The organism is Bacillus methanolicus PB1 (assembly GCF_000262755.1).
GTDB classification, from domain to species: domain Bacteria; phylum Bacillota; class Bacilli; order Bacillales; family Cytobacillaceae; genus Bacillus_Z; species Bacillus_Z methanolicus.
The window spans coordinates 1,312,027-1,325,947 of the sequence record NZ_AFEU01000003.1 but is presented as its reverse complement, the minus strand read 5'-3'; the positions used below and the strand labels follow the sequence as shown (position 1 = coordinate 1,325,947).

Annotated in this window: 10 protein-coding genes; 8 read left to right on the top strand and 2 right to left on the bottom strand. The window is 38.8% G+C overall.

What is annotated here, in order from left to right; genetic code table 11:
* Positions 1 to 57 precede the first annotated feature (57 nt).
* Entirely contained in the window at positions 58 to 225 is a 168-nt protein-coding gene (locus tag PB1_RS17870) for a hypothetical protein (protein WP_004439164.1), read from the bottom strand.
* A 254-nt stretch (positions 226 to 479) separates the two neighbouring features.
* On the opposite strand from PB1_RS17870, the gene glgB reads away from it, so the two are divergent.
* From glgB to PB1_RS16270, 5 genes are read left to right on the top strand one after another with little or no spacing between them, the layout of a single operon-like run.
* On the top strand, positions 480 to 2,426 hold the full coding sequence (glgB, locus tag PB1_RS16290; RefSeq protein WP_004439160.1) for a 1,4-alpha-glucan branching protein GlgB: 1,947 nt from the start codon (positions 480 to 482) through the stop codon (positions 2,424 to 2,426).
* Positions 2,368 to 3,513, top strand: a complete 1,146-nt coding sequence (locus PB1_RS16285; RefSeq protein WP_004439157.1) for a glucose-1-phosphate adenylyltransferase — start codon at positions 2,368 to 2,370, stop codon at positions 3,511 to 3,513. Before glgB ends, PB1_RS16285 begins: the two co-directional genes overlap by 59 nt.
* Before the next feature lie 29 nt (positions 3,514 to 3,542).
* The gene (locus tag PB1_RS16280) at positions 3,543 to 4,571 is read left to right on the top strand and encodes a GlgC family sugar phosphate nucleotidyltransferase (protein WP_004439154.1); all 1,029 of its coding nucleotides are present in this window, start codon (positions 3,543 to 3,545) and stop codon (positions 4,569 to 4,571) included.
* Positions 4,568 to 6,019, top strand: coding sequence for a glycogen synthase GlgA (glgA, locus tag PB1_RS16275; protein ID WP_004439150.1), 1,452 nt, complete (start codon positions 4,568 to 4,570; stop codon positions 6,017 to 6,019). The genes PB1_RS16280 and glgA overlap by 4 nt, the downstream gene beginning before the upstream one ends.
* Positions 6,009 to 8,420: a glycogen/starch/alpha-glucan phosphorylase gene (locus PB1_RS16270; RefSeq protein WP_004439146.1), complete on the top strand. Its 2,412-nt coding sequence runs from the start codon at positions 6,009 to 6,011 to the stop codon at positions 8,418 to 8,420. Before glgA ends, PB1_RS16270 begins: the two co-directional genes overlap by 11 nt.
* A 154-nt stretch (positions 8,421 to 8,574) precedes the next feature.
* Here PB1_RS16270 and PB1_RS16265 read toward each other — a convergent pair whose 3' ends face one another.
* Positions 8,575 to 9,507: a 1,4-dihydroxy-2-naphthoate polyprenyltransferase gene (locus tag PB1_RS16265; protein ID WP_004439143.1), complete on the bottom strand. Its 933-nt coding sequence runs from the start codon at positions 9,505 to 9,507 to the stop codon at positions 8,575 to 8,577.
* A gap of 385 nt (positions 9,508 to 9,892) precedes the next feature.
* On the opposite strand from PB1_RS16265, the gene PB1_RS16260 reads away from it, so the two are divergent.
* Genes PB1_RS16260 through menH form a run of 3 tightly spaced genes read left to right on the top strand, consistent with a single transcriptional unit; the run spans position 9,893 to position 13,865 of the window.
* Positions 9,893 to 11,296 carry an isochorismate synthase gene (locus PB1_RS16260; protein WP_004439139.1) on the top strand — a complete coding sequence of 468 codons (1,404 nt, stop codon included), beginning with the start codon at positions 9,893 to 9,895 and terminating at the stop codon, positions 11,294 to 11,296.
* A complete protein-coding gene (gene menD, locus PB1_RS16255; protein WP_004439138.1) occupies positions 11,296 to 13,044 on the top strand; it encodes a 2-succinyl-5-enolpyruvyl-6-hydroxy-3-cyclohexene-1-carboxylic-acid synthase in 1,749 nt (582 codons plus the stop codon). Before PB1_RS16260 ends, menD begins: the two co-directional genes overlap by 1 nt.
* Complete coding sequence (menH, locus tag PB1_RS16250) at positions 13,044 to 13,865, top strand: 2-succinyl-6-hydroxy-2,4-cyclohexadiene-1-carboxylate synthase (protein ID WP_004439136.1); 822 nt, start codon at positions 13,044 to 13,046, stop codon at positions 13,863 to 13,865. Before menD ends, menH begins: the two co-directional genes overlap by 1 nt.
* Positions 13,866 to 13,921: the final 56 nt, after the last annotated feature.

Here is a 13,921-nt window from a genome sequence, read left to right as displayed (position 1 = left end):
AAAAAGCTGTTGACGATGTGTCAACAGCTTTTTTTCATTTAATGTTTATTTTTGTTATTAATCAATCAGAAGATCATCTTTTTTTCGGAAAGGTCTGCCCGGGTTGTCCAAGTCAAATTCTGAATATATTCCTGTATAAAGACCGCGAAATTGATCCCCTGTCGCAAATATTTTTCCGTTTGGTGCCTCAAAATAAGGTTTTATTTCTTCAGGAAGTTCTTGCATTAATTTTTAATCTTCCTCGTTTGTCCTAAAAGTTATTATTCTCCTTTCAGTTTACGTGTTATTTTATTAGCTTATCTTGTCTTGATTTGTAAAAAAATATGCCGAAACATAGCGAGATGGAAGCAGATGTGCCGAATTTTAACAAAACAATGAAGTTATTGTCAAAAAATTTAAAAGTGTTTTACAAGGAATTTTTTTTCATTAATCGAATATAACAGGAAAGTAGGTGATATTAGGATAGGATGGAGACATAGATGAAATTAGATACGTTTTTTCCTACAGATTATCAAATCCATTTATTTCACGAAGGAACATTTTTTGAAAGCTATCGTTTGTTTGGGGCACACCTTGTTAAAGTGAACGAAAAGATTTGGACAAGGTTTTGTATCTGGGCTCCAAATGCCGAAATTATCAGATTAGTTGGTAATTTTAATAATTGGAATGGAGAAGGGTATGCCTTTCATAGAGTAAATAATGAAGGTATTTGGATGCTCTTGGTAGAGGAAAACTTGGAAGGTTGTCTGTATAAATATGAAGTTTTCACGAAAAAGGGAGAACGACTTTTAAAGTCTGATCCATTTGCCTTTTATTCGGAACTTCGGCCAAACACTGCATCGATTGTTTATTCCCTTCAAGGATTTACATGGAACGATCATCCTTGGAAATTAAAGAAAATGAAAAAACCGGTCTACTCGGAGCCAGTTATGATTTATGAGGTGCACGCAGGATCGTGGAAAAAGAAACAAGATGGAAGTTTTCTTACATACCGAGAATTGGCTGATGAATTGATCCCTTATGTACGGGAACATGGATATTCGCATATAGAATTGCTCCCTCTTGTCGAGCACCCCCTCGACGATTCTTGGGGCTATCAAGGAACGGGGTATTTCTCGGTAACAAGCAGATATGGAACTCCCCATGATTTCATGTATTTCGTTGATCAGTGCCATCAAAATGACATTGGGGTTATTCTTGATTGGGTGCCTGGCCATTTTTGCAAAGACAGCCATGGGCTTTATCAGTTTGATGGAACCTATCTGTATGAATATCAGAATAGTCATGACCGTGAAAATCCGGTCTGGGGTACTGCAAATTTTGATCTCGGGAAGACGGAAGTTCAAAGTTTTCTTATTTCGAATGCTTTGTTTTGGATCGATTATTTTCATATTGACGGTTTTCGAGTTGATGCTGTGGCAAATATCATTTATTGGCCGAATTCAGAAGGAAGACATGCTAATCCTTATGGAATCGGTTTTTTAAAAAAATTAAATAAAGTGATTTTTCAACACGATCCAACTATTCTTATGATTGCAGAGGATTCTACAGATTGGCCGCAGGTGACGGCTCCCGTTCATTACGGCGGCCTTGGATTTAACTACAAATGGAATATGGGCTGGATGAATGACATATTGGAATACATGGAGACTCATTCTGATTTAAGGTCTTCTAAACACAATAAAGTAACCTTTTCACTTCTTTATGCTTTTTCAGAAAACTTTATATTGCCTTTTTCCCATGATGAAGTTGTCCACGGAAAAAAATCTTTGCTGGATAAAATGCCGGGGGATTACTGGCAGAAATTTGCTCAACTGCGTTTGTTGTTGGGGTACATGGTTTGCCATCCGGGAAAAAAGCTTTTGTTTATGGGTACTGAACTCGGCCAGTTTTCCGAATGGAAAGACAAAGAACAGCTAGATTGGAATCTGCTAGATTATGACATGCATAAGAAAATGAATACTTATGTTAAAGAGCTTCTTCAGATTTATAAACGCTCTAAGCCCCTATATCAACTTGATCACATGAGCGAGGGGTTTGAGTGGATTGATGTAAACAATTATCAGCAATCAATTTTTTCGTTTATTCGAAGGGGAAAAAATTCAGAAGAGTTCCTCGTGATTGTGTGTAATTTTACGTATCAAACCTACCACAATTACAAAATAGGTGTACCAAAGGAAGGAAAATACAAGGAAATACTTAATAGTGACATGGATACCTTTGGCGGTTCAGGATGCGTCAACAAAAAGGTGTTAGAAGCAGTGAAGGAAGAGTTTCATGGCAAGCCATATACATTGGAAATGACGATCCCGCCATTTGGGATTTCAATATTGCGCCCAGTTAAACAACGAAAGGGGAGGAACCGAAATGGTAAAAAAGAAGTGCGTAGCCATGCTATTGGCAGGAGGGAAAGGGAGCAGGCTTAGTGCACTGACAAAAAACCTTGCAAAACCAGCTGTTCCGTTCGGGGGAAAATACAGGATCATTGATTTTACACTCAGTAATTGTACAAATTCTGGGATTGATACTGTTGGTGTACTAACTCAATATCAGCCTCTTGTGTTAAATTCCTATATTGGCATTGGAAGCGCATGGGACTTGGACAGGAGAAACGGAGGGGTTACGATATTGCCCCCTTACAGTGAATCATCGGAGGTGAAGTGGTATACAGGAACTGCAAGCGCTGTCTATCAAAATTTGAATTATTTAAAGCAATATGAACCTGAATACGTTCTTATTCTTTCTGGCGATCACATTTATAAAATGAATTACGAATTAATGCTTGAATACCATATCGAAAAAGGGGCAGACGTTTCGATTTCAGTTATCGAGGTTCCCTGGGCCGAAGCCAGCCGATTTGGCATAATGAATACTAGTGAAGATATGAGAATCATAGAGTTCGAAGAAAAGCCTCAAAAGCCAAAAAATAATTTAGCATCGATGGGAATTTACATTTTTAATTGGAATATTTTAAAAGAATATTTGGAAATGGATAACCGCAATCCGGAGTCTACACACGATTTCGGTAAAGATGTGATTCCTTTATTGCTTGAAGAAAAAAAGATGCTGTACGCTTATCCGTTTAAGGGCTATTGGAAGGATGTCGGTACAGTTAAGAGCCTTTGGGAAGCCAATATGGATTTGCTCGATGAAAAATGCGAACTTAATTTATTCGATTACTCGTGGTCCATCTATTCGATCAACCCGAATCAACCGCCGCAATATATTTCTCCCGAAGCAGAAGTAACTGAATCACTTATAAACGAAGGCTGCACCATTGAAGGAGAAGTTGAAAGGTCAGTTGTATTCCAGGGTGTAACGGTTAAAAAGGGAGCCGTCGTTCGGGAATCTGTTGTCATGCCAGATGCAGTTATTGGTAAAAATACCTTTATTGAAAAAGCGATTGTACCTTCAAATATTCGAGTGCCGGATGGAATGGTTATTCGCCCGAATGATAGAAGCGATGAAATAGTTCTTGTAACAGATGAGCTCTTAAAAGGAATTTATTCGTAAGTCAAAACAAAATCGGGAGGGACTTCCATTTGAAAAAAAGACTACTCGGTATTATTGATGCAACAACTTATTACGATCAATTAGAAGAATTAATTGTTCATCGGTCGGTTGCAGCGGTCCCGATTGCCGGCCGTTACCGCCTTATCGACTTTGTCTTGTCGAACATGGTGAATTCTGAAATAGAAAGTGTCGCGATTTTTCCTAAATTTCAGTATAGGTCGTTAATGGACCATTTGGGATCAGGGAAGAACTGGGACTTAAATCGAAAGCGGGACGGATTGTTCTTTTTCCCTTCCCCGACTTTGGATGGATCAGGAAACGAAATCGGGTCTTTTTATCATTTTGCAGCAAACATTGATTATTTTTACCGCAGCAGGCAGGAATATGCGCTGATAGCAAATTGCTTTACAGTATTTAATATGGATTTTCTCCCTGTTTTAGAGTGGCATATAAACAGCGGATGCGATATTACGGAGATTTTCCATGAAGGAAAGTCGCTTGAAATGTACCTAGTAAAAACACCACTGCTCATCGATTTAATTGAATCCTATGAGGAAACGGGATATACATGCATGAAAGATGTCGTATCGGACATACATCATTCTTATAAGATTTGCAGCTATGAATATAAAGGTTTTGCCGTAATGATTGATTCAATAGAAAAGTATTATTCAGCCAGTATGAGCATTCTCGAACCTTCAATTTGGAAACAGCTATTTCACAAAGGACGTCCAATTTATACTAAAGTGAAAGATGAACCCCCGACAAGGTATTTTAAGGGAACAATCGTAAAGAACTCTATGATCGCAAACGGTTGCTTAATAGAGGGCAATATAGAAAACAGTATTATTTTCAGAGGCGTTAAAATTGGAAAAAACTCAGTCATAAAAAATAGTATTATAATGCAAAAATGCCAGATTGGCGATAATTGTGTGTTAGATTCGGTTATCTTAGACAAAGATGTCAAGGTGGAAGACGGAACTGTTAAGGCGGCTAATGCTTCATCACCATATATAATTCGCAAAGGTACTGTACAAGGGGTGTTGATGAACTCGTGAAAGTCTTGTTTATTGTTTCCGAATGTGTTCCTTTTGTAAAATCGGGAGGGCTTGCCGATGTTGCGGGATCTTTGCCGAAGGAATTGAAAAAGCTAGGAACCGATGTCCGCGTCATTTTGCCGAAGTATGGAACAATATCAGAAAAGTGGAAAAATTATTTGCGGAAAATTGCTGAATTCAGGGTGCAGGTTGGCTGGAGGAACCAGTACTGCGGGATTGAACAACTTATTTTAGATGGCGCTACATTTTATTTTGTCGATAACGAATATTATTTTAACAGGGAGCGTTTATATGGCTTTTTCGATGATGGCGAACGATTTGCGTATCTTAACAGGGCTGTGCTCGAGAGTTTGGCCCATATAGATTTCAATCCTGATATATTGCATTGCCACGACTGGCATACGGGAATGATTCCGTTTCTGCTTAGGGCCGAATATTGTCATCGAAAAAAATACTCGCAAATGAAGACGGTGTTTACAATTCATAATTTACAGTTCCAGGGTATTTTTCCGAAAGAAATTCTTGGAGATTTGCTTAATTTAAACGAAAAATACTTTAACAGTGATCAACTCGAGTTTTACGGAAACGTCAATTTCATGAAAGGTGCACTTGTTGCTTCTGATAAAATTACTACGGTAAGTCCGACGTATATGCAGGAAATTCAGACTCCGTACTTTGGTGAAAGGTTAGACGGCCTATTAAGAAAGCGCAAAGAAGATTTGCAAGGAATTTTGAATGGAATTGATGAGCGGTATTATAATCCTGAAAAGGATCCTTTCATTTTTGCCCGATATCATAAAAATGATATAAGCAGGAAATCGGAAAATAAGAAACATATTCAAGATTTATTTGGGTTAAGAAAGGATGTGAATACGCCTATTATCGCGATGATAACAAGGCTGACTAAGCAAAAAGGATTAGATCTCGTTAAATGTGTTTTTCATGAATTAATGGCGGAAAATCTTCAGATGATCGTCCTTGGAACGGGTGAGGATGAGTTTGAAAACTTTTTCCGAGAAATGGCTTATCATTACCCGGAAAAATTCAAAGTGCACATCGGTTTTAATGAAGAACTTGCTCACCAAATATATGCAGGCTCCGATTTGTTTTTAATGCCATCGAAATTTGAACCGTGCGGTCTGGGACAGCTGATCGCCATGAAATATGGATCGATTCCAATTGTACGAGAAACCGGAGGATTAAATGATACGGTCATGTCCTATCGGGATGATAACGGTGAAGGGAATGGTTTTTCTTTTTCCAATTTTAATGCACACGATATGCTGTATACGATCAAGAGGGCGCTACAGTTTTATCAAGATGAAAACATTTGGAAGAAGCTTGTCCAGAGAGCTATGGGGTTAGATTACAGCTGGGCGCAATCCGCTTTTAAATATAACAGCCTCTATGCTGAACTGATCTCAAGGAGTGAAAGCCATGTTTACTAATAAGGAAGAATTTAAAAAAGTTTTTTTACAGAGGCTTGAGATGATGTTTGGCAAAAGCTTTCAGGATAGTACGAGACGGGAGCACTTTCAGACACTCGGCAACATGATTCGTGAATATATCAGCTCAGATTGGATAAAAACAAATGAAAAATACCGTTCTTCCGGTAAGAAGCAAGTTTATTACTTATCAATAGAGTTTTTATTAGGGCGATTGCTACGGAATAATTTAATAAACCTTGGAATTGAGAATATCGTTTATGAAGGTTTAAAAGAGCTTGGAATTGATTTGGCTGAAGTGGAAGAGGCCGAGGCAGATGCCGGCCTTGGAAACGGCGGGCTGGGCAGACTAGCAGCTTGCTTTCTCGATTCGCTTGCGACTTTAAATCTTCCCGGACATGGATTTGGAATTCGTTATAAACATGGCCTATTTGAGCAAAAAATCGTTGATGGATATCAGGTGGAACTCCCCGAGCATTGGCTTCGGCATGGGAATGTTTGGGAAGTGCGGAGAGCCGATTTAGCAATTGAAGTTCCGTTTTGGGGCAAAGTTGAGACTGTTTCAGAAGATGGATATTTACATTACCGCCATATCAATGCAGAAAAAGTTACGGCTGTACCGTACGATTTGCCGATAGTCGGCTATAAGACGAAGACTGTTAATACTTTAAGATTGTGGAGTGCGCAGCCTTCGCCGTATCCGGTAAATAAAGATGTTTTAAAATATAAACGGGAGACAGAGTCTATTTCTGAGTTTTTGTATCCTGATGATACTCATGATGAAGGAAAAATTCTTCGCTTAAAACAGCAATATTTTCTAGTTTCTGCCAGTATTCAATCAATCATTCGTTCCTACCTTTCCGAGCATAATAGTTTGCTGGATTTCCATAACCATGTCAGCATTCATATTAACGATACCCACCCGGTCCTTGCCATTCCTGAATTGATGAGAATTTTGCTTGATGAGGAAAAAATGGGCTGGGACGAAGCATGGAACATAACGAAAAATACAATTTCATATACGAACCATACAACTTTATCAGAAGCGCTTGAAAAGTGGCCGATTCGTATTTTTCAGCCATTGCTTCCGCGCATTTTTATGATTGTTAATGAGATAAATGAACGTTTTTGCAAGGAACTTTGGAACCGCTATCCTGGTGACTGGGAAAGAATAGAAAAGATGGCTGTTGTAGCTCATGGTGAAGTAAGAATGGCCCATTTAGCACTTGCCGGCTGTTACAGTGTAAATGGTGTCGCCAGACTTCATACGGATATTCTTAAAAAAAGAGAAATGAACCTTTTTTATGAGGTCTATCCCGATAAATTTAGTAACAAAACAAACGGAATCTCCCACAGAAGGTGGTTGTTAAAGTCAAATCCTGGCCTGTCAAAACTCATTACGGAAACGATCGGTACATCGTGGATCGAATCACCGAACCAATTGGAAAGACTAATAGAGTACCGCAATGATCGGGCGTTTTTGAAAAAGCTTTCTGAGATAAAAAAAGAGAACAAAAACAATTTGGCAGCAAAAATAAAGGAGAAGACAGGTGTTATTGTCGATCCAAGTTCGATTTTTGATGTCCATGTAAAAAGACTGCATGCTTACAAGCGCCAGCTTTTGAACATTCTTCATATTATGCATTTATACAACCGGATAAAAGAAGATTCAAGTTTCAGTATGTTCCCGAGGACGTTCATTTTTGGTGCAAAAGCGTCACCGGGGTATTATTATGCCAAAAAGATTATAAAGCTTATTAATTCAGCTGCCGATAAAATTAACACCGATCCTGATGTAAAGGATCAGTTAAAAGTCATTTTCCTTGAGAATTATCGTGTATCGCTTGCAGAAGAGATCTTTCCTGCCGCTGATATTAGCGAGCAAATTTCTACGGCAAGCAAAGAAGCTTCGGGAACGGGCAACATGAAGTTTATGATGAACGGAGCGATTACAGTTGGAACTTTAGATGGCGCAAACGTTGAGATTATGGAAAAAGTGGGAGAGGAAAACATTTTTATCTTTGGATTGACGGCCGATGAAGTTCTTCATTATTACCAGCATGGAGGCTACAATTCTAGAGACTACTATCACCACGATTATCGAATCCATCAAGTGCTTGATTCCTTAGTGAACGGATTTTTCCCGGATGCCGAAGGGGAATTTGAAGTAATATATGATTCATTGATCATGGAAAATGACCAGTATTTTGTACTTCGGGACTTTGCCTCGTATGTAGATATTCAAAAGAAGGCAGGCAAGGCCTTTGAAGATCAAGATAAATGGCTGGAGATGAGTTTGATAAACATCGCGAATTCAGGTTATTTTTCAAGTGATCGAACGATTTTGCAATATGCAAATGATATTTGGAAAATCAAAGCCATAAGGCCAATGATAAATCGGTAAAAAAATTAAGAGAGAATAAATTACGGGGCTGACTCAAAGGCAAATGGTCAGACCCCTCCAATACTATATATAGACAATCACTAATAAAACCATTCTATATTGTTAATGTTGGAGGGAGTCAGACTATTATGAGTCAGCCCCATAATGTTTCACTTTAAAGAATATAGCCTAAGAATAAGCCGATGGATAATAAAAGCCCGAAGATTGTATTTGTTTGTGCAGTCGCCTTCATGGCCGGCATCATCTGGACTGGAGCTGTTTTTCCAATAAACCCTTTTGTCGCCTTTATCGCTTTAGGTGCACTTAAAATGACAATAATTGTCCATATTGAAGCTTTCCCGGTAAAAATTAGTCCCAAAACCCATCCGTAGGAAAAAATGAACATTCCTGCGAGCAGGTAAATGGCTTTTTTCCGTCCAAGTAAAATAGCAAGTGTTTTACGGCCGAATTCTTTATCGCCATCCAAATCTCTTATATTATTAGCAAGCAATATAGCCCCGACGAGAATAGTAATCGGGATGGCTATAAGAACGCTTGTAACTGTAATTGTTCCGGTTTGTATATAAAAGGATATTAAAATAATCAATAACCCCATAAAAAATCCTGCTGCAATTTCTCCAAACGGTGTATAAGCGATTGGAAATGGGCCACCTGTATATAAATAGCCGGCAGCCATACAACTAAGGCCGACCACAGCAAGCCACCAGCTGCTGTTCATGCATATATAGACACCTATAAGCAATGAGATTCCATAAAGCCCTAAAGCAATGGCCATTACGGTGCCCGGATGGATTCCATGACGGACTATGGCTCCTCCAATTCCAACGGATTGCTCGTTATCCAGGCCCCTCTTAAAATCGTAATACTCATTAAACATATTTGTTGCTGTCTGGATCAAAAGGCTTGCCAAAAGCATTGCAAAAAACAAGCCAAAGTGGATGTCGGTTATTTGAAAAGCCAGCGCCGTTCCAAGTAAAACAGGAACAAAACCAGCGGTTAATGTATGCGGGCGCGTTAAGTGCCACCAAATTCTCCAGTTATGTTTTTCAATTGTTGGTGAAGAACTTGACTGCATTTGTGATTGCATAGTTCTGTCTCTCCCTTAGTATAGAAATTGATACAAATTGTTTCATTTTAGCGGAAAAAGACGTCAGTGTCAAAAAATGTGAATAAATTGTTACAATTTTAAGTGTAGGGTAACAAATAATAGGTGTCAATGACTTTTTTACGCTAATTCGGGCTTCACCTCCCAATAGGAAATAGTTTTGTTCTTCAAGTATGGCTGCTCTCATAGAAGTTTCTCCAACGTGGAGGACATTTTTATAGAATAGGGGAGAAATATAAAATAATAAGGAAAAAACTAGGTTTAAAATACCGCTTTTATTGACATGTGATTGTCTTGAGGTGTATCTTAGAAGAAGTTTAGAACGAAAGGATAACAGTCATTTAAGGCTGTTATTGGGGGGATTTTTTTGGTTACAATTCAAGATTCCGAACTAAAAGAAATGATAGAAAATGCAATTTCAAGAACCAGAGAATTAGGACGTCCCGTTTTGGTAAGCGAAGTCCAAAAAATCAGTAATATCAAACCCCTATCTTTATTCGCTGCTGGAAGAGATAAATTTTTAGGCGAACGTTTCTTTTGGAAAGATCCTGCTGGCCAAATGATCTTGGTTGGCTTTGGTATATGTAAACAAATTCAATCGGATGAGGCTTATGGCCGTTTTTTTCATGTTGAAACAGAGTGGAAGCGCTTTATTGATCATTCTGTCATACACAATGAGTACAATCAATCTGGCATAGGCCCAATAATGTTTGGGGGATTTTCGTTCGATCCTTTGAAGGAAAAAACGGAACTTTGGTCTAAATTTTCTCATTCACTTTTTCATATTCCAGTTTATATGGTGAGCATCATTAATGGACAAGCATTCTTTACTACTAATATTGTATGCACGCAACATGATCATCCATCAATAATAGAAAAAATTACTAAGGAACGAGATGAGATTTTAGCATCTATTCATATAGATTACGATTTTAGTCTGCCTGAAATACAAAATGAAAAAGAAAGCAATCCTGATGAATGGAAAGAAACTGTTGCGAAAGTGGTTGAGGATTTGAAAGGCGGGAAATTAAAAAAAGTTGTGCTCGCCAGGGACTTGAGGATTACATTCAATGAGGAAGTCAAAGTGGAAACCGTCTTGTCAAGGCTCTTAACTGAACAAAAGGAAAGCTTTGTTTATGCCTTTGAATCAAATGGCGACTGTTTTATAAGTGCATCTCCAGAAAGGCTCGTAAAGAAAAAAGGTAAAGATGTGTATTCAGCATGTGTTGCCGGTTCAATTGGAAGGGGAAAAACAGTCGAAGAAGATGAATTGCTTGGAAATGCGCTTTTAAACGATCAAAAAAATTTAATTGAGCATCAGTATGTAGTAGAAATGATTCGGGAAGCAATGAAGGAAATTTGTGATGAAGTTTTTTTGCCTGAAAAACCCAAATTGTTAAAAATAAGGGATATTCAACATCTTTACACACCAGTTGTCGGTAAAAATAATAATAACCAATCTCTTTTGCGGTTTGTCGAAAAGCTGCATCCAACACCTGCTTTGGGCGGCTTCCCGAAAGTAGAAGCAATGGCCAAAATAAGGGTAGCAGAGAATTTGGACAGGGGTTTTTACGCTGCTCCTCTTGGCTGGGTTGATTATAAGGACAACGGTGATTTTGCTGTCTCAATCCGCTCAGGTCTAATCCAAGGAAAGGAAGCTTCGCTCTTTGCCGGCTGCGGAGTAGTAGCAGATTCTGATGCAGAAAGCGAATACAGAGAAACAGCCATAAAGTTTCGGCCGATGCTTTCGGCTCTTGGGGGAAGAATATAGTGGAGCATCAAGAAAATTTAACTGCCTATGTTGCTGCTTTTGTTGCTGAGTTAGTAAACACAGGTGTTCGAGATGTTGTAATAAGTCCCGGTTCAAGGTCTACTCCTATAGCCATGGTGATGGCGGAGCACCCGGATCTTCGCGTCCATATTCATATAGATGAGCGGTCAGCTGCTTTTTTTGCACTTGGAATTGCAAAGTCGCTGCGAAAACCGGTCGCTGTATTATGTACATCCGGAACGGCTGCAGCAAATTATTATCCTGCCATTATTGAAGCATATTATTCAAGGGTCCCACTCATCGTTTTGACTGCCGATCGGCCGCATGAGCTTCGGGATGCAGGGGCTCCGCAAGCAATCGACCAAATTCATTTATTTGGAAAGCATGTGAAATGGTTTGTGGAAATGGCTCCGCCGGAAAAAACGGATGAAATGATCCGGTATGCCCGTTCAGTTTGTGCACGTGCTGCCGCAATTGCTTTACGCTCGCCATCTGGCCCGGTGCACTTAAATTTTCCATTTCGAGAGCCGCTTGTTCCCAATATAGGAAAGGAAGATTTATTTGATCTTAACGTACGGCCAGATGGCTACGTTTCTGTTGAAACGGGTAAGCTTGCTCTTTCGGAAGAAAAATATGAGGAATTGGCAGGAATACTCTCTCGATCTGATAAAGGCATCATTGTATGCGGTCCATTGGATGATGAGTTTTTTGCTGAAAATATAACGAAACTAGCAAGCGCATTAAATTTTCCGATTCTAGCTGATCCGCTGTCACAGTTAAGAAGCGGTAAACATTCTAAAGATTTTATTATTGACGCCTATGACACATTTTTACGAAATTCTGACTGTAAAAAAGCGCTAAAACCGGATATCATCATCAGGTTTGGAGCAATGCCAGTTTCTAAGGCGTTATCTAATTTTATAAAAGAAAATATAGATATTCCGCAGTTTGTGATTGATGGCGGTGCAGGCTGGAGAGACCCGGCAGCAGCAGCGTATATGATCCATTGCAATGAAACTGAATTCTGCAAATCGATTGCAAAGTATGTTGAGAAAAAGAATCAACATCCATTCTTAGATAAATGGCTTGAAATAAATGATCTGACTAAGACAAAGCTTTCAAAAATTAACGAAACAGAGGAATTAAGCGAAGGAAAGCTCATTTATCAGCTGTCGGATTTAATTCCTGACGGAGCCACGCTGTTTGTTGGAAACAGTATGCCTATAAGGGATTTGGATACATTTTTCCATGTTACCGATAAATCCATCCGAATCATGGCAAACAGAGGAGCAAATGGAATTGACGGAATTATTTCAACTGCGATTGGAGCTGCTTCCGTTTTGCAGCCGCTGTACTTAATAGTCGGAGATCTTACTTTTTTTCATGATTTAAATGGCCTGCTTGCTGTGAAACTATATAACATTAATATTAAAATATTGCTGGTAAATAATAATGGCGGGGGGATTTTTTCTTTTCTCCCTCAAGCAAGTGAGCCAAAAAACTTTGAATTATTATTTGGAACGCCGATTGATTTAAACTTTGAACATGCAGTTCGCATGTATAACGGAAAATTCGACAAAATCACTTCCTGGGATCAATTTAAGTCCTCTTTCTTGAAAAATATGGATAATTGTGGTTTATCCGTAATGGAAATTTCGACAGCTAGAGACAGAAACGTATTAGAGCATCGTGAATTGTGGAATTATGTTTCCCGGGAAATAAGCAATAAATTAAATGGTGTTTCATGATGAAATATGTCTTAAATGGTGTTCATTACCATGTCGACACATTCGGAGATGGGTTTCCGCTGATTTTGCTTCATGGATTCACTGGGGATTCTTCTACATGGAATCCGTTCTGTAAAAGCTGGAGCAGCCACTCCCGACTAATCATGATCGACATTATCGGTCACGGAAAGACGGAAAGCCCTGAAGAATCGAATCGTTATCATATTTTGTCTGCGGCTGATGACCTTCTTTCTTTAATTGAACAGTTAGGGATTGAAAAGGCAGATATTTTAGGATATTCGATGGGAGGAAGACTAGCTTTAACGTTTGCTGTACGGTATCCGCATCGGGTCCGAAAATTAATATTGGAAAGTTCATCCCCGGGTCTGATTCTTGAAGAAGAGAGACAAGAACGAAGAATTCAAGATGAGAAATTGTCTTCTTTTATTCTTGAAAAGGGGATAGAACCATTTATTTCCTACTGGGAGAATATCCCCCTTTTCCGATCACAGCAGACACTTCCAAAATCCGTTCGTGATCGTTTAAGAGAGCAAAGATTGAAAAATTCCAAAATTGGGCTGGCTAACAGCTTAATCGGTATGGGTACCGGATCCCAGCCTTCATGGTGGGATGAGCTTGAATATTTGCCGCACGAAACGTTATTGGTTACAGGTTCTTTTGATCAAAAGTTTTGTGGAATCGCCAAAAAGATGAAAATAAAAATCAAAAATTGTCGATGGATCAATATTAATGGATGTGGGCATGCAATACATGTGGAAGAACCTAAAAAATTTGATACAATAGTTAGTGAGTTTTTAACCCATTCAATCGGACAAAATTGAGCGGGTTCGACAAGTGGTAATATTATTATTAGATTGGTTTATCAAACTATCAGTGG